Annotated in this window: 13 protein-coding genes; 9 read left to right on the forward strand and 4 right to left on the reverse strand. The window is 30.4% G+C overall.

Annotated elements, in window-relative coordinates; all coding sequences use genetic code 11:
• The first annotated feature begins 50 nt into the window (after positions 1-50).
• The 3 genes from AC1Q8N_RS03930 to AC1Q8N_RS03940 all read left to right on the forward strand — a co-directional run bounded on the left by AC1Q8N_RS03930 (position 51) and on the right by AC1Q8N_RS03940 (position 3,972).
• Positions 51-1,040, forward strand: coding sequence for a LacI family DNA-binding transcriptional regulator (locus AC1Q8N_RS03930; protein WP_098077094.1), 990 nt, complete (start codon positions 51-53; stop codon positions 1,038-1,040).
• A gap of 538 nt (positions 1,041-1,578) precedes the next feature.
• Positions 1,579-2,148, forward strand: coding sequence for a methyltransferase (locus tag AC1Q8N_RS03935; RefSeq protein ID WP_098077091.1), 570 nt, complete (start codon positions 1,579-1,581; stop codon positions 2,146-2,148).
• A gap of 408 nt (positions 2,149-2,556) precedes the next feature.
• The gene (locus AC1Q8N_RS03940; RefSeq protein ID WP_493521080.1) at positions 2,557-3,972 is read left to right on the forward strand and encodes a phosphatidylinositol-specific phospholipase C; all 1,416 of its coding nucleotides are present in this window, start codon (positions 2,557-2,559) and stop codon (positions 3,970-3,972) included.
• 175 nt (positions 3,973-4,147) lie between these two features.
• Here the strand turns inward: AC1Q8N_RS03940 and AC1Q8N_RS03945 are convergent, their stop codons facing one another.
• Positions 4,148-5,524 carry a lytic polysaccharide monooxygenase gene (locus AC1Q8N_RS03945; RefSeq protein WP_493521081.1) on the reverse strand — a complete coding sequence of 459 codons (1,377 nt, stop codon included), beginning with the start codon at positions 5,522-5,524 and terminating at the stop codon, positions 4,148-4,150.
• A 1,317-nt stretch (positions 5,525-6,841) separates the two neighbouring features.
• On the opposite strand from AC1Q8N_RS03945, the gene AC1Q8N_RS03950 reads away from it, so the two are divergent.
• The 4 genes from AC1Q8N_RS03950 (at position 6,842) to AC1Q8N_RS03965 (ending at position 12,479) form a co-directional block, all read left to right on the forward strand.
• Positions 6,842-7,885 (forward strand): Fic family protein, encoded by a 1,044-nt coding sequence (locus tag AC1Q8N_RS03950; RefSeq protein ID WP_098077083.1) that lies wholly within the window; start codon positions 6,842-6,844, stop codon positions 7,883-7,885.
• Between the two features lie 871 nt (positions 7,886-8,756).
• Positions 8,757-10,265, forward strand: a complete 1,509-nt coding sequence (locus AC1Q8N_RS03955) for a spore germination protein (protein WP_431098709.1) — start codon at positions 8,757-8,759, stop codon at positions 10,263-10,265.
• Complete coding sequence (locus AC1Q8N_RS03960) at positions 10,252-11,355, forward strand: GerAB/ArcD/ProY family transporter (RefSeq protein ID WP_098077077.1); 1,104 nt, start codon at positions 10,252-10,254, stop codon at positions 11,353-11,355. The genes AC1Q8N_RS03955 and AC1Q8N_RS03960 overlap by 14 nt, the downstream gene beginning before the upstream one ends.
• The gene (locus AC1Q8N_RS03965) at positions 11,352-12,479 is read left to right on the forward strand and encodes a Ger(x)C family spore germination protein (RefSeq protein ID WP_098123808.1); all 1,128 of its coding nucleotides are present in this window, start codon (positions 11,352-11,354) and stop codon (positions 12,477-12,479) included. The genes AC1Q8N_RS03960 and AC1Q8N_RS03965 overlap by 4 nt, the downstream gene beginning before the upstream one ends.
• A 42-nt stretch (positions 12,480-12,521) precedes the next feature.
• Here AC1Q8N_RS03965 and AC1Q8N_RS03970 read toward each other — a convergent pair whose 3' ends face one another.
• Complete coding sequence (locus AC1Q8N_RS03970; RefSeq protein WP_240519144.1) at positions 12,522-12,788, reverse strand: hypothetical protein; 267 nt, start codon at positions 12,786-12,788, stop codon at positions 12,522-12,524.
• A gap of 1,344 nt (positions 12,789-14,132) precedes the next feature.
• Here AC1Q8N_RS03970 and AC1Q8N_RS03975 point away from each other — a divergent pair.
• Together AC1Q8N_RS03975 and AC1Q8N_RS03980 are read left to right on the forward strand one after the other, a co-directional pair.
• A complete protein-coding gene (locus AC1Q8N_RS03975) occupies positions 14,133-14,717 on the forward strand; it encodes a sigma-70 family RNA polymerase sigma factor (RefSeq protein WP_000157852.1) in 585 nt (194 codons plus the stop codon).
• Entirely contained in the window at positions 14,701-15,516 is an 816-nt protein-coding gene (locus AC1Q8N_RS03980; RefSeq protein ID WP_098077068.1) for a DUF4179 domain-containing protein, read from the forward strand. Before AC1Q8N_RS03975 ends, AC1Q8N_RS03980 begins: the two co-directional genes overlap by 17 nt.
• Before the next feature lie 758 nt (positions 15,517-16,274).
• Here the strand turns inward: AC1Q8N_RS03980 and AC1Q8N_RS03985 are convergent.
• Positions 16,275-16,823, reverse strand: coding sequence for a fascin domain-containing protein (locus AC1Q8N_RS03985; RefSeq protein ID WP_048546917.1), 549 nt, complete (start codon positions 16,821-16,823; stop codon positions 16,275-16,277).
• 255 nt (positions 16,824-17,078) lie between these two features.
• On the reverse strand, positions 17,079-17,993 hold a 915-nt coding region (locus AC1Q8N_RS03990; protein WP_493521082.1), incomplete at its 5' end, for a putative mucin/carbohydrate-binding domain-containing protein.

A 17,993-nucleotide genomic window follows, 5' to 3' on the forward strand; every position in this document is an offset into this window, starting at 1 on the left:
TTTTATGTTATCGATTACATGTCAACATATTTTTTACGGAGGGTTTCTCTATGGTAACAATTAATGAAATAGCTAAATTATGTAATGTATCAAATGCTACGGTTTCAAGGGTTCTAAATAATCATCCTTATGTAAATTCAGAAAAACGTGAGAAAATAATAAAAGTAATGCAAGAATTCAACTATACTCCTAGTTCTATTGCTAGGAATCTTAGGATAAATAAGACACAAACCATTGCTCTATCAATTCCAAATATAGATCATCCTTTTTTCGGAAAATTAGCTAGAGAAATTTCTAAAGAATTATTAAAACACAATTACAAATTGCTAATTTATCAGACTTTTTATGAGAAAAAAATAGAACTAGAATTACTTTCATTACTAAAGAATAAAGCTGTAGATGGTGTAATTCTCGCATCCCTAGAAAATAGTTGGGAAAATATAGAGCATTATTTAGCATATGGGCCCATATTACTTTGTAATGAGTATGAGGAAAATGCACCTATTCCAATAATTTGTTACGATGAATTTGAAGCTGGATACAAAGCTGTTAAACATTTAATAAGCAAAGGTCATAAAAAAATTGGCTTTTGTTTTGATTCTCTTAATAGTCAAGCACAATTAAAACGCCAACAAGGATATTTGCATGCCTTAAAAGAAAAACAATTACCATTCAATAAAAAATGGCTATTTGGAGATGCAATTACTATTAAAGATGGATTTAGAATTTTTGAGAAATTAGATAAATTAAAAGATAGACCTACTGCATTATTTACTGGAAATGATCAAGTTGCTGCTGGAGTCATTAAAGGAGCTACTATAAAAGGATATTCTATTCCAACTGACTTAGCTGTTTGTGGTTATGATAATCAATTAATTTGTACAGTTACAACTCCAACAATTAGTACCATTGATATTCCAATTGTTGAACTGAGTAAACGTACCGTTAACGAGATTCTACTATATATAAATACAGATGAATCTATTAAACGTAAAATTATTGAATATCCTACAAACTTAATTATCCGTGAATCGACATAATTAAAACAAAAGTTTCTGCTTAAACTTATCTAATAAATAAAAATAATCCATCAAATTGCTTTTCACGAAGCTAGATAGATAATGTTTTTAAGAAAGATAAGAACTTACATATTAGCTGTTACAATAGGTGGCATCACATAATTCACACCTATTACAAGCATTACATATCACTCATATACCGTTACCTTTTTTAGATATATATAATGCTATAAAATTGTGAAATTTTATAGCATTATGTAAGACATTTAATATCAAATATATTACATTCACTATGAAATTAGTTTGTTTATAGGATTTCTATAGATAAACAAGGTACTAAATTGACTCTTAAGAAGTCATTACTATTACATTTATCTAAAAATTGAAAAAACATGTGTAGATAGATATCATCTTAAATACATATATAATTAAATTTAATTCTCTGACATAATTCCACATAATTCTTAAACCAGTTTTTTGTGCATTATTAAATAAAATATTGCACAATGTCAGTTTTTAAAAGATTATATATCAAAACTTTAAGAGAGGAAGAAAAACTATGAAGATGAAAAGAAAAATCATGATGACAACAGCACTTGCAGCTACATTAGCTACAGGTGCACTACCAACTACATCAGTGTTTGCTGCAGAAAAAGAGGCTCCTATCCAACAAAAAGAGGCTCAAATGGGTATTCAACCATTAGCACAAAATAATTTAGAAACAGCTGTTAATGCTGCCTTAAATGGTCCAGAAATCAAAAAAATAAAAGTATTTGAGCATGAATTTAACGTAAAAGAAATAGAAGTAGTAAATCTAAGTGAAGGAAAAAAATATGTTAAGGGACAAATTTCTCATCATTTAAGTTTCCGTCCAGATGATCAATTTTATTATGAGTTTACTGTGCAAGATGGAAAAGTAGTAGATAAGCCTGTATTTAATATTGATAGAGGTGGTTGGACACCATTTGCTGCTCCACTTTTATCAATTCTTGCTGCGTATAATGGAATTCCAGTTAATCCAAATGATTTAAATACACTTGGTCAGCAGATTGGTAAAGTTATAGATGGAAGCTGGGAACATGCAGCCCAATCTATCGCAACTGTAGTTAGTCTAAGTTTTAATGAGTAAAATGTTTTAATTTTTATTAGCATTGTAGGGACCACTTTTCCTAAATAGCCTTGTTATAAGAAATTCCTGAAACAGCTATAAATAGATTTTTACCGCTCACTCACACTATCTTAATTTGTTAACCACCTTATCATTCATAATATGTCACAAAATAGAAGTCTTTTTAAGGCTTCTGTTTTGTTTGTATACAATACAGCAAAAAGCTTATTTTTACCTATCTATGCTTCAATTTTTTAAAAATCCGTTTGGCTATTAGATATAAATTATTACAATAAACTAATAATATCTTAAGTTAGCTCACTACCTCTTTTTAATTACAAAAATTCATTACATTAGGAATAAAAAAACAATAAATATAGTAAAAAACCATCTTATTATAGCTATTGTTTAAAAGTCAGGAGAGATATAATGAACAAAATAAAAATGAAAAATTTCTTTAAAATTAGTATCCTCACTTATTTTACACTAGCAATTTTAAGTGCACCATCTACTATTTTAGCTGATAGTCATCCAGGTTATTCTTATGAACCCAATATAGGATATCAGAATCCATCATGGATGTCAGAAGTAGCTGATTCAACAAAATTAAGTGAAATATCTATTCCAGGAACTCATGGTACAATGGCTTTACATGGAGCAAGTTTTCTTGATGAAAATTTGACAAGAAATCAAACTATGAGTCTACCCCAACAATTAAATTCTGGAATTCGATATGTAGATATGCGCGTTAAACGTGTAAAGGATTCTTTTGCAATGTACCATGGCATTGTAAATCAAAACGCAGTGTTTGAAGATGTATTAGAAGACGCAATTCAATTTTTAAAAGATTATCCGACAGAAACAATTTTAATGCGCTTAAAAGAAGAAACTACACCTGAAAGTGGATCTCCATCATTTGAGGAGATATTTTTAAAATATAAAAACGTTAATGCTTCATATTTTTGGGATCCTAATTCCGTACCAACTATAGACAAAAACAACCCTACTTTAGGAGATATCCGAGGTAAAATTGTAGTCTTACAAAACTTTACATCCTCTCAATTGTACGGTATTGATTACGATAGTTTGAATATACAAGATAAATTTGAAATTGGAAGCGGACCAAACGAAATATATGAAAAATGGAATGCGATAAAAATTCATCTACAAAGTGCAAATACTAACTTTAATAATGGAAAAATATATCTTAACCATTTTAGTGGTACGGGTGGTGCAGCTGCATTTTTAAATAATGTATATCCTTGGTTTGTTGCTAGCGGAAAAGAGAATAGAAATACTTATAGTAACCCTAAGTTAATTCAAACGAATTCCACTAATGCGTGGGGTGATTTTCCCCGCGATAGAAATGGGCAAGTATATTATGGTGGGATGAATACACTTGGGACCGAACTCTTACAACAAGGTGGAATTAAACATTCTGGTATTATCGCAGCTGATTTTCCTGGACCAGGTTTAATTGATAGTATCATTAAATTAAATGGTGTACATTCAAATGAAAAAGAGATATTAATTTCGCAAATTCCATCCGAATCTAGCCCTTTATCCGGACAAAAAAATCGATCCAGTCAAAACTTTAAAATTGATAGTTTACCTGTAGGTACCAAAGAATTAAAATGGGTTATTGAACCTTCAGAAAAAGATCATCCTTCTACTATCTCTTTCAATGTAATGATTGATGTTTCCCTAGGTATCGATTCTATTCGTTGGAAAAATATTTCACATGGATCTAGGACTGAAGCTTACACAAATACTAAATATTATATCGCAAGTCCCATTGGTGCCACTAATAAATTCACTGTGAAAATATACGCTATTACAAATTAGAAAATAAAAAATCCCAATGGAATACCATTGGGATTTTTTATTAATTTCATTTCGTAAACATTAGATGGGGATTAAATGTATTAGTACATCATTTAAACCATTAGAGAATTTATTTTTCGAACGCCCTTTATTTTCAAAGAAAAACCCAAAAATGTTAACTACATTTTCCTGATTATCATTTATTCAAAACTGCCTTCCAAAGCGATAGAGCAAAAATCCAATTTGTGTCACCATTGCCTTGATAATCTTGAACTGCTTCATACACTTTTCCCTCATGTACTACTCTATCACCTTTAGTATATGCTTTTCTCGCATCCCATTTTTCATATGTGGAATCCTCTGCCTTTGTTGTTACACTCAAAACATCACTTCTACTAGATTCATTTCCAGCTAAATCAACCGCCGTTACTACATATTTATACGATGTATTAGCCTTTAATTCTTTATCCATAAAGGATGTATTATCTGTTGTCCCAATTTTACTCATAACTCCAGCGCTTTCCCTATATACAATATAATGGTCTACACCTACATTATCTTCAGACGGACTCCACATCAAGTCAACAGTTGTTGCTGTTGTACTCATACTATGTACTCCTTTCGGTTGAGTCGGAGCCTCTATATCTGGGGTTTCATTTGTTGTCTTAACTTTTAGTTTTTCACTTTCTTTTGATATGTTTCCAGCAGAGTCTAATGCCTTTATTGTATAGGTATATTCCGTATTTGCTTTTAGCTTTTTATCAATAAATGTTGTACCTGGTACCGTATCAATTAATTCTCCATTGCGTAACACTTGATACTCTTTTACACCTATATTATCCGTAGAGGCCTTCCATGTTAGTGCAACACTATTGGCAACAACTTTAGACGCATTTAATCCAGTTGGTTGACTTGGAGCTACTGTATCGGGAGTTTCATTATTTACTAGATTTACATCAATTACATTATAAAACGCATTTGACGTATCTGCTACATCCCATACAGCTAAAATAACATGATAACCATTGCGATCAGTTGGTACATTAATTGTATGTGTTAAATTATTTGATGCGGCCGAACCGTCATGTTTCACAGTTCCAATTGGTTCTAAGTCAGCACGTGTTAATGGCTTATTAGGATCCCACCCCTTTTTTGTAATGTAATAATGCCATTTACTTGTAGAATGTGCAGCTGTATATTTCCATGTAAATGTATTTGCTCCACCCATAATCGTATTTTTAAACCAGCGATTTGATGTTTGTTGGTCAAGAATTCCTCCAAATAGTCCTCCTGCCGAAGCGATTTTCCCATCAATTGGTCCACCATCTGGGAATCCTTTAGGTGATTCTAGGCTTTGAGGCTCGTACATTATATTTCCACAACTTAAATTCAATGCTCCATAATTCTGACTACATAAAGCAGCACGACTGGTTGGCTTTTCAACAAATCCATGTGCATACGCACTTTGAGGAATCATTGTAATCGCCGTCACCCCTGCAGCTAAAACACAAGCACCAATTCCTTTTTTACTTTTTATTAATCTTTCAAATTTAGAAGTAAATTTCAAATTCATTCTTGTCCCCCCAATATATTATTGTTATCGCTAATATAATAGCAATATAAAGATAAACGAACAAATTACTAGTAAATATACTAATATCACTCATACATTGTTACATTTATTATTATTTTTAATCTCATATAAAAATAAAATAAATACAATAGCTCTATTTTGTAACATTATGTATTAATAGAGGAATGAAAACCTCACTTAATTTCACAAAAAATTCAAATATTAATTTAAGGAATTATACCTTATTTAGAAAAAATACACTTTTAAAGTAAAAAAGTCTGGAAGGAACTCATAATATCAGTTTCTTCCAGACTTCACATTTCTATTATATAACTTGCAAATAAGTGATTTCCAAAGCTAAATTCACACATATTTTCTAAACTTTAAAAAACACAATAAATAATTTACTTATATTCACATGGTGAATGTACACAAATCCTTTTAATCTTATATTTATTCCTATAAAATACCATAAGATATCCAACTTAACTTTATAGTACTGGTGAATAGTCATCTTCTACCCTGTAAATCCTTATTTTAAACAAATCATCTAGAGATTGATAATGTAAAAGAAAGGAATTGAAAATCCAATTTCCTCCATAACATTCTATCAATTTATTATATTATTTTTACCTAATAAGGTACAGGAACAAACAAAAAACTTCAGTGTGCTTGCGATTATTATAAATATAAACGTTTTTAGGGTGAAACGTTTAAAGGGTACTTTACTGAATTGTTATTAACTGCTCCTGTACCTAGTATTTAAATTAACTTATGTCAATATATTTTACAATACAAGTGTTAAACGTTACATATTTCTATATTTAATGATACATTTCATCAATATAGCCCCCTAATCTTTAGGCTAAATATAGAAATTTAGGCTCGTTAGGATTTAATTGTGGAATTCTCATCATTGCAAATGAATTGATTAGGCACATAACTGTCACAAATTAATCACTTTTCTATTTTTTTAACTACGAAAATTTTATTACCACTTCAATATTTACTCTTAAACTAAAACACATTTATACCTACAATTAATTTATTATCTTTCAAAAGAGTCGATAGTTTTATATTTTTTATTTTTTTATTGTACATTTGTACATTTGATGTTAGGATTATGCCTATTAAAATTGAATCCTAACGATTCTTCTTTATAATTTCTATATTTTAAATATCAAATAAAAATATAGATTCTGAAACACGATCAAAATCAGAATAAAAATGTCGTTATTTTACAATGATGTCGTGGAATACCTTTAGAATGGAAAGATACATGCAACAACGTGTTAAGGGGTTACAGGGGGAACAAAAATGAGAGACTTTTTTGATGATAAGTATAAAAATATTGAATTAAAAAGGAGGTTAATAAATTTAATAAGTGACATTAGCGAGTTCAAAGGAAAATTAGCTGCTTATCAGGAACAAAACCCTGACATATTTAATAATTTAGAAAAAACTATACCACTACATTACATAAAAAATTTCACAACTATTTATGAAGATGTAAAAGTTCCTAATAAAAGATTAAAAGAGCTTATTTTAGATGATATAGTACCTCAAAATATTTCAGAAGATGCTATTTTTTGTTATTATCAAACACTTTCTTTTGTACATAAAAACTCCTGTACTTTATTAATTAATCCAGCAACTATACAGGAATTACATTTTCAACTAATACATTACCTTACCTCTGACAGTGCCAAATGGCGTGAAAAACCTTTTATTATTCCAGGTATTCCTGAGCATGGAATGCACTTGAATAGTTACCGCATTCTTCCACATGAACTTATTCCGCAGTTTATGGAGCAATTATGTGATCAATACAACTCATTAAATACTAGTAAGGGACTACATTCGCTTTTATTAATAGCTCGTTTTATATTAAATTTTTATTGCATTGTCCCTTTCAATCAAGGTAATAACAGGCTAGCATTTATGTTAATGCAATTACTGTTAATTAAGAGTGGACATACATTTGTAAAATATGTATGTTTGGATAAATATATTAAGAAAAATGAATCTGATTATTACAATTCGATTTATAAATCTTCCGTGAATTGGTACTGCGAGGAACATAATAGTAGCTTTTGGTTAAAAACGTTTTTAACAATTATTTTAGAGGCTTACAAAGATCTTCATAACACAGTTCTAGATTCTATATGTAAACATACTAAAGTTGAGAGAATTCAGGATTTTATACTTAAACAAAAACACCCCTTTACTAAGGAGAGTATTCGTAGCACTTATCCAGACATTGCAGAGAGTACAATCAGTAAGGCTTTAAATTCCTTGCAATTATTTGGGCATATTAAGCTAGTTACAAAAGGAAGAAACGCAAAGTGGACTAAAGTTTGACCATACTTTTATAACTCTTACAGTTTAAAAATTCAATTATAACGTTATCAATTGTTTCCATGATTTTGGGATCAAATTCATGGAATTTCATTTTAATTTTAAGCTATTATTACTACTTTAGTTATTTCTAATTCCTACACAACAATTTATAGGAAAAGGTACGTTTCCTTCCACCTTTTCCTATAAAAATATTAGATATTAACACAGAAAGATTGTCGAAAAAAGTCGTATTTTAATATTTTTTCTTTATTTTCTGGTTGTAAACGTTTTAATTTCATGTTACCATCTTAATCAAATAATAGAGGCTAATAAAAATGAAAGTATTTCTTTCCCTTAGGAACATATAAACGTACGGTAACATCAAGTAAATAAGGCCAAAGAAATATTTGATACCTTCCAAAATAAACAATAGGAATTTTGCACTTTAATTTTTTCTTTCAATTTAGAAAAAAACATTTTGTCCCTAAACAAAAATTGTTAGCATGCAAAGTTCAAATACACTAGAACACCCAAATAAATGTAATGTCTTTTTAATCGATCATTAAAATATGAAAAAAGTATTCTTCCTACAAAATTCAGCTGATTAACTTAAAGACATCTAAATTACTATCTAAATTACTATCTTAATTTCCCTCTATTGTTGACAACATATTTACCAACTATGAAAAAGAGCCTTACAAGGGTTCTTTTTTGTTATAATCATTCAAATTTCAATTCTATCTTGATACTTAGATTTCCACACAAATTCCCTCTACTTTTTTACTCTCAATTATTAATTTCCATTCCAAATTTGTTTAAATTTATGAATAAAATTCCATCATATAAAAATAATAAATACAACTAATCGTTATATATTAAAGAGGTGTCAATTTTGTCCTTAAATGAAGAGACCTTAGAAACTAAAACAGATAAAAACATTGAAAAGATCCAAACAAGTAACTTAGAAGAGCTTAAAAATACATTAGAAAATATCTTTGATATTAGTGCAGATTTAATCGAACATCCTTTGCAATTAAAAACAAACACGAATATTTTACTATATTATTTTGAAGGGCTGACAGATGGTGTCGCTTTAAAAGGAAATGTTGTTACACCATTATTACAAAAAGTAAATGAGGACAGCCAAATATTTAATTCTAATATTATTGCTACTCATACCAAAATAGTTTATACATGGAATGAAATTAAAGAAGGATTACTTGAAGGTCAATGTGTTCTATTTATGGAAGGAGAAAAGCGGTCACTTCTAATAAATACAAAAGGCTGGGCAGAAAGAGCAATTCAAGAACCAATTTCAGAAGTTACTATTAAAGGCTCACATGATGGATTTATTGAGAATGCCACAAAAAATATAGGCTTAATTCGTCGATATCTTCCTTCTACAGAGTTAAAAATCAAAAAGCTGACGATTGGAGAACGAGCAACTTCATTAGTCTATTTAATTTACTTAGGTGATGTAGCAAACGCAGATGTTGTCCAAGAAATAGAAACTAGAATCTGTAAAATTAAAACGGATGCGGTATTGAGCATTGGAGAACTATCTAATTATACAAAAGATCAAAATTGGACTCCTTTTCCACAGGCTTATTTAAGCGAACGCCCAGATGCCATTTCAAATCATTTACTTGATGGGAAAGTAGCAGTGTTAATGGATAGATCCCCTGGTGCAATGATTGTTCCAATGAATTTAATTGGATTTTTTCAAACTCCAGATGATTATAATATTCATTGGCTCATTGCATCTTTTTTTCGCCTATTACGATTTGCAGGATTTATTATAGCTATTTTTTTACCGGCATTTTATATTGCTATAGTCTCTTTTCACTTTGAAATCATTCCTATAGATTTATACACTTCTATTGCAACGTCAAGAGTCAAAGTCCCTTTCTCTCCCTTATTGGAAGCTTTTATAATGGAAATCACACTAGAAATGCTACGTGAAGCTGGTATTCGCTTACCACAACCCATTGGACAAACTATAGGAATTGTTGGAGGGATTGTAATTGGACAGGCTGCTGTTCAAGCTGGTCTTGTGAGTAACGTTATGGTTATTATCGTATCGATTACAGCCATTGCATCATTTATTGTTTCTAATTATGATTTATCAAGTTCTATACGCCTTATTCGTTTTCCAATGATGTTATTGGCATACTTTTATGGGATTGTAGGTATTGTTAGTGGATTAATGCTCTTATTCGCTCATTTTGTTTCACTAACTTCCTATGGTTCACCATACGGATTGCCAATCGCGCCATTTCGGCTCAAAGAATTAAAAGATTCTTTTGTAAGATTTCCTATTTCTATGATTACCACCCGCTCGAGTACAGGACAGCCGAAACAAAAAAAGAAAAAAGAAGGTGGTTCGCATGGGGAATCTTAAATTTCAAAACCTAACTTTATTCGAATTTATTATTTTCATTCATTCACTGCAACTAGCATCAGGTATGTTAATTATGCCAAGTCCACTTGCTACTACAGCTGGCACAGATGGCTGGATTTCCATCATTCTTGGATGGATAGTTACTTCTATAATCGGCGTATTTATTATATTAATGTTACAAAAAAATCCTAACAAAAATTTCTCACAAATCTTAAAAAGATATTTTGGTAAATGGATAGGGACAATTCTTTTTCTTTTATATGCCTTTTATCTATTTTTTGCTGGCTTTAATACTTTATTAAAGGCAACTGATATTGTAAAAGTGTGGATATTCCCTTCCACTCCTGCTTATCAAATCACCATATTATTACTATTACCTTTTATTATTTTAGCCCTGAGTGGGTTAAGGGCTCTTACTAGTTATTCTATGCTTGTTTTCTTCTTCACTACTTGGATGCCACTATTTCTTCTTTTTTCACTACAGACTAACTACAACCCTTTACACCTACTACCTATTTTTAAAGATGGATTATACCCTATTGTAAAGGCAACAAAAGAAACCATTACTCCTTATGCTGGCTTAGAAATTGCATATTATATATACCCGTTCTTACAAAGAAAACAAAAAGCCATAAAAGGACTACTAATTGCGAATACTGGAACTATGTTTTTCTATCTATATGTGACTATTCTTTCTTATATATACTTTAGTCCGGAGGGGATAAAAGACGTAATCTGGCCAGTATTTCATCTGTTAAAAGGGGTTCGTTTTTCATTCATGGAACGATTAGAAATTATATATATCGCTTACTATTTAATTGTATTTTCCACTACGATATATCCGTATTTATTTTTCAGTTTTGAATCTGTGACCATTTCACTTCCAAAAAACACCCGCAATTGGGCGCTGCTTGCTTTTATGTTATTTATAGTTGGCATATTTATTTTCCTAAATCCCGATGTAGATCAATATTTGTTTATATATTCTCTTATGGATATCTTAAATGTCGTTTTCTTTATTCTATTACCAATCTTATTTTTCTCTTACAGTATTCTTTTTACTTGGATTATTAGGAGGAAGCAACTTTGATTCGAAAATGGATATGGATTGTAATTTGTTGTGTATATATAATTGGTTGTAGTCAGAGAATTCCTCTTGAGAAGGTTTCATTAATCCTGTTAATTGGCTTGGATAAAACCCCTAATGGAGACATAAAAGTTGGAACAAGCATACCACTCTTTCATCATAAACAGCAAAAAAGTACTATAGAACATTGGACACATGCATCAACTGTATATACTGGATTCAGTAAGATAGATACGAAATTAACTGGCTATATGACAGCTTCCAAAGCTGAAATCATTTTAATTGGGAAAAAATTAGCGCAAGAAGCAAATTGGTTGCAGGAGCTTGATTCGTCATACCGTGATCCTTACGCTACCATTAATACTAAAGTAGTACTTGTAGATGGACCTACAGAAGAAATTTTTAAAATTCATAAGCCTAGTAAACCATCACTTTCATCTTATATAAATGGTGTAATCGAATCCTCAATTCAAAATAACCAATCCGTCTCTTCTACAATTCAACAATTAATGAGAGAACAAAATGAAGAAGGAATGACGCAAGCTGTTCCAATTATCAAAAAAACAAAGAATGAAATCGACACAGTAGGAATTGCATTTTTAAATCGAAAAGGGAAATATTTAACTCATATCCCTAAAAAAGATGTTAAATTTTTCAATCTTATTAATAAGCCAAAAAGTAACGGCCGAATGATACTACACCTTGCGCTTCCTCCTAAAAAGTCCAACAAAAAAACAAACACCTCTATCTTCGTACAGAACGCGACAAGGAAAGTAGATGTTGATTTTCAAAACGGAAAGTTTATATTTAATTTCAATATATATGCTAATGTAGCTTTAATAGAAAAAACCAATGCGAATTTAATTAAGGGGCACTATGATAATAAAACAAATATAAATAATTTAAAAAGTGCTATTCAAAAAGAAATTAATAATAATTTACAAAATATGTTGAATCAAATACAGCAGAATAAAATTGATCCAATCGGATTATCCCTATATGCTAGAGCTTTTCAATATAAAGAATGGAAAAAAGTAAAAGGAGATTGGTTGCAAGCGTTAGCAAAGGCTAAAATAAATGTAAAGACACACGTCAAAATAAAAGATACTGGGACCATTAGAAATTAGTCTTAGATTTAATAGCATTTCTCAAAGGAATCACATATTGTTCTAGTGATTCCTTTTTATGAGAGAATAATGCCTTGCTTTAACGAAAATACAATATATGCAATAGGCAATGATAGCTAAACTCCAACTGACACCATAGTAATCATGTGTGTAGAAGTCATAACCTGCCTTAATACCTTTTTCTATTACAACTAACGTAAATCCTAATGCCACCCACTTGTTAATTTTCATCTTGATAAACGTTATAGCTATAATAATTAAAAATAAAATATTTGTAAGGCAGTTTATCATTAGCTCATATTTTTGAATTTATACTGCCATTATACAAGCAACGATATTAGTCGCAATGCCTAAGACAGCCACGGCTCCCCAAATCCTGTCCGAAATTCCCACTACTGATTCAGTCCCTTCCTTAATAAACATTCTTTTCCTTAATTCGTTCCTACACACTATTCAAGGTATGCTGTATTATCCTTGTCTGATGAATATCTATTTATCTTTTCATATAGAGCAAACAAAATTTTTACTCATAATTTTTTCTTTATCAGGCAAACTAGATTTAAGCCGTTTGAACTAGCGGCTTCACTCTTCTGGTAATGAGATAGTAATTTATAGTAATTGACTAACGCATTCAGTCCATTGGCACTGGCAGGCGACAAAATTGTTGTCTGCCAGTTTCATGTATACTTTTTCTAATTTCATTCCAAACCATACGTTCGCTTTACTGATTTTGAAAAGGACGGAATTAGATTTTGAATAAGTAAAAAAGATAAAGCTCAGTCCACTTTTGGTATAGGACATTTTCTTTTTACATATACTATTTTTGAGCCTTTTTACCAATACGTGTCCTATTGGTGTCTTAAATTCCTCCTAAAAAAGGGCGACAGATACGACTGCATGCCCTTTTTTATTTATATTGCTGTTCTCTATCCAATAAACCAAATGAAAACTAAAAATGCACTATTACATATTCTGCTCAGTCCAGATTATGTTAAAATTTCTTATGTTGTTTATTTCATAGTCGAATTATGGTTTCGTATCTAATTCAACAATATGTGAGCTGTATACCAAAAGAAAAGACACCCGAATGGTGTCTTTTCTTCTTTTAATCTAAAAAAACATTTTTCTTTTTCAGGAAGATTTAATTATCTCACTAACCCAAACCTCTAATTAAAAGACATTTTGATCACGGTGCTCAAGAGGGCTCATCTATATCAACATGTTAATATTTTAATTCCAAATCAATTTTCCAGCACTAAATTTGCTTTCTTAAAGATTTTCTGTCTTGTTCTTATTTTGGTCAAAATCCTCATATAGCTATACAAAAAATATATGCTATTATGATTTTAAGAAACTATGCGTTCCCTTAACCCTGTGACCCTGTATTTTTTACAGGGTCCTTTTTTATTTTATTTACTTTTATTTAGCTTACACGAGTTAATACACATGCCCATCAAGCTAAGATTATATAGGTTTAATTTCATATGAGATTTTCTCTTTTTTCTAAAGGTCCAGTGTAAATTCTTTAAAAATCTACGTATTCTATATACGTCTTAAGAGAAGATAAAAAAATATATTTTTTTATCAAAATTGGAACTTTATCTTGATTACTGTCCAATATATAGTGAAATCAATTTTAAGGAGGGTGCCTGTTTGGCTAGTAATGACAACATAAGCACATGGATAGACCGTCTGTTATCCGGTGACGAAGAAGCTTTTGAATATATATTTGATTTAACAAATCAGAGGATATATGACACCGTATTTGCCATAGTTAAAAATAGTCATGATACAAATGAAATTGTAAATGAGGTTTACTTTCAACTATGGAAATCCATCTCAAAATATGATCAATCTAGACCTTTTTTATTTTGGGTGAATGGCATTGTCTATAAACAAATTAGTCAATGGCGAAAACAAGTTTGGAAAAGGATGCGTTTATTTGAAAAACAGCATTCAATGCAGGAGTCAGTTGTAGAAATCCCAGAAAAACTATTACTTGAAAAGGAAACACAAAAGGAATTGCTAACATTGATTCAAGAATTGCCGTTCAAATTTAGAGTTGTGATAGTGTATCGTTTTTATCACGATTATACATATGAAGAAATTGCGGAATTATTACAAATCCCTATAGGTACGGTAAGGTCTAGAATTCATAGAGCGTTAGAAAAAATTCGGAATCAATCTAATATTGAAATTGATGAGGAGGAATATAAATCAAATGTCATTTTCAAATGAATTAAAAAAAGAAATGAAACAAGAAGTTCCTAAAGAAGTTAAAGAGCGTGCATATCACTCATTTACGCAAATTCACAAGAGGGAGAATAAAAAGAAATTGAAAAAGAAATTATTAATAACAGGTTTAGCGGCAGCTATCATTATACCAACTAGTACAATGGCACTAAATAACTCTTATTTTACGCAACCTCAATTAAAATTGAATGACATGATTACTGATCAAGTTAGAAAGTATGCAGCAGCGGGAAAATCTATACCTTTGGATCAAAAAATAACAGATCAAGGAATTACGCTTCATTTAAAAGAAATGTTAATCCAAGAGGATAAAATACTTGTTTACTACCGATTTGAACAACAAGATGGATTAATAATTCCGTATGAATTTAATACAAATGGATTGCATATCATATCCAGTGGTAAAGAAAAAGGTAAGCAAGTGGCAAGTCCAACGTATAAGAATGAAAAATTTAATACTGTAAGTGAATTGCGTTTTCTTAGTAACAATAATCTAGACAGCTATCAAAAGGATCGAATTGGTAATCCAAATGCACCGGATATTGGTATGTTTTACTTAACTGATGCAACAGGAAAAGCTTATGAAACTGCGCTGGCTTTTCATGATAAACCAGAAGGAGCAGTAGTTTTTGAAGAACTTCAAGGAGAAAAATTCCCTAATTCTTTAACTATAAACATAAATATTGATAGAGTTGGAAAAACAGAAGGAAATTGGAAAAACAAAATTTTAGTTGATGTAGAGCATAGATCCGTACAAAAGATTGTTACGGATAAAAATCAGTAGAAATCATAGGACAATTTCCGTACCTTATACTTTTCAAAAAGTATAAGATATGGAATTTTCGAAATCAATCGGTTTAGTATCCTACTATCAATATCTAAATATTTGTGAAGAATACCAGCATGAGGACTGTATTTAAGAATTAGTCCCCAAACAAAAAATAAGCTAAATTTACATAAATAACTGTAGAAAGAAAAATTTTGTTATGAGGGCATTTAATATATTAAGTTGATAGGTATGGAGTTAATACACACCCAATTTCAATTAAAATCGTTTAAATCTTAGTTAAAATTTGAAATGATAAATCTATTAGCTTTTTTGAAAATTGTAATCTAATACTAGATATCTCAATGTATACTTCACTAAACACCAGTTAACACTATAAGCATAGTGTTAACTATCTTAATTGAATATTAGTAATAGTAAGTATAAATATTATCAATTTACTATATATTACATTTATGTAAAAATAGATGTATGTTAAGCTTTTTCAAAATCTTTCCCCTAATAAAGATTTGAAGTAGCATTTCATGATTCTCCTTACGGTTAATATGCCTTGAAAAAGAACCCTATAGGGTTCTTTTTCTTCTTATTACATCCACAGCAGATACTTAATTAACATACAAAAAGGACTGACAATTACTTGCAGTCCTTTTTGTACCTAAATATACACTTATATTAAGTACTTAACTCTTTGTTTTATTTGACATGCATATGAATTACACATGTCATTATCATCTAGATACATAACACTTCCAAATTTAGAAGTAAACAATAACAAATCTTTCCCAGCTTCCAGCTACATAACTATTAGCAGTTAATTCTCTACCGCCATTTGCTGATATAAATCTACCATTACTTAGCGCTTGTAATACATATATCCTATTGTCTCCACCATTATATAAGATAAATTTTTCCCATGCCCCAATTGATGTACGATCTGCTACTACTCTACCATTTGGCTCAAACGAAACGTACTTTCCATTACTTTTCGCTTTTAAAGCAAACGTATATAATTCCCCAGTCGGAATTAATTCAAATTTCTCCCATTCATTAATTGCACTACGATTTGCTACTACATTTCCCGATGGTTCAGCAGACACATATTGTAAATTTGCAGCTTGTATAGCAACAGTCCAGCTTCCATTAAATAGATTCACACCTTTTAGTGAACTTGCATTTGATTGGACGGCTGCCAATGCATCATTCGATGGGGTTATCATCATTATCATTAGAACCATTGGTAACACCATTAAAACTAACTTTTTAAAGATCTTATTATCATTTGCATGAGCTATGAACCTCTTCATTTTCATTCCTCCCTTAATATATAGCACTCATATACATCATACCAAATATGTAAAATATTGTAATGATAGAGAATCTTTATCAACAAATACCTTATTATTCTGTTTCTTTTTTCTCAAATCTACAGCACCTAAACATCACTCAGTACTCATACATATTTTAAAAATTAATTTCACTTTATATTAAATAAATGCCAAATAGCCGTTCATAATGAACGACTATTAAGCATCTAACTAAAAATTTGAATGTTTTTCATGTTAATCTATTTTGTTTAATCCCGTTGAAGTAACTTGATAGATTCTTTTTTTGCCTATATATTCTTGTTTATTATTCTCAAGGTTAGTAAGTTTAGCCCGTGTCTTTTCATTTACTGCTTCCCCTTCTATATGGGTAAACTCGATATAATCTCCCACTTTGACCGGCACAGTTTGGCTTTCAGCAGTTTGCTGTCTATTTCCCACTATTTCTTTATTGTACACAACACTACCGGATGAATTCTGTACTTTGATACTCGCATACGTATTATTAAAATAAGAATGTGGTACGCCTGCTTCTAAATTCACCTGTATTTTCTCTGTTATCCTATTATAATTTACTTTTGCAATTTCTCTATCACTATATCCTTTTAACGACCAACTAAATTGATTTCCGTCTAAAACCGTTGTTTCTGGCATTTTTTCTACTTTCTTCAGACCTTCTTTTGTAACTTCGTACATTGCTTTTTTTCCAAAGCTTTCTTGTTTACTACTATCTACATTTGTTAAAGTAGCTCTATGCACACCTTCTTGATGTGTTAACTCAATATAATCTCCTACTTTAACTGGAACTTTTTTCGATTCGGCATTTTGTTGTTTGTTTCCATAAATGTCTTTATTATATACTACTTTGCCTGATGCATTTTGTACTTTAATACTCGCATATGTTTCATTAAAATAATGATGCGGTACGCCTGCTTTTAAGTCAATATGCATTTCTTCTGTCGACTTATTGAAATTGATTTTAGCAAACTCAAAATCACTAATCCCTTTCATTGACCATGCAAATTGATTTCCATCTAAAATTGTTACTTCTGGAATTTTTTCTACTTTTTTCAAGCCTTCTTTTGTAACTTCGTACATTGCTTTTTTTCCAAAGCTTTCTTGTTTACTACTATCTACATTTGTTAAAGTAGC

This window comes from Bacillus sp. GW823-FHT06B01 (assembly GCF_058952315.1).

Excerpts from the sequence above, each read along its gene's own strand:
- AC1Q8N_RS03980 (WP_098077068.1), top strand. The coding sequence starts at position 14,701 with ATGTCATTTTCAAATGAATTAAAAAAAGAAATGAAACAAGAAGTTCCT.
- AC1Q8N_RS03960 (WP_098077077.1), top strand. The coding sequence starts at position 10,252 with ATGGGGAATCTTAAATTTCAAAACCTAACTTTATTCGAATTTATTATT.
- AC1Q8N_RS03945 (WP_493521081.1), bottom strand. The coding sequence starts at position 5,524 with ATGAATTTGAAATTTACTTCTAAATTTGAAAGATTAATAAAAAGTAAA.
- AC1Q8N_RS03930 (WP_098077094.1), top strand. The coding sequence starts at position 51 with ATGGTAACAATTAATGAAATAGCTAAATTATGTAATGTATCAAATGCT.
- AC1Q8N_RS03950 (WP_098077083.1), top strand. The coding sequence starts at position 6,842 with ATGAGAGACTTTTTTGATGATAAGTATAAAAATATTGAATTAAAAAGG.
- AC1Q8N_RS03985 (WP_048546917.1), bottom strand. The coding sequence starts at position 16,823 with ATGAAGAGGTTCATAGCTCATGCAAATGATAATAAGATCTTTAAAAAG.
- AC1Q8N_RS03940 (WP_493521080.1), top strand. The coding sequence starts at position 2,557 with ATGAACAAAATAAAAATGAAAAATTTCTTTAAAATTAGTATCCTCACT.
- AC1Q8N_RS03935 (WP_098077091.1), top strand. The coding sequence starts at position 1,579 with ATGAAGATGAAAAGAAAAATCATGATGACAACAGCACTTGCAGCTACA.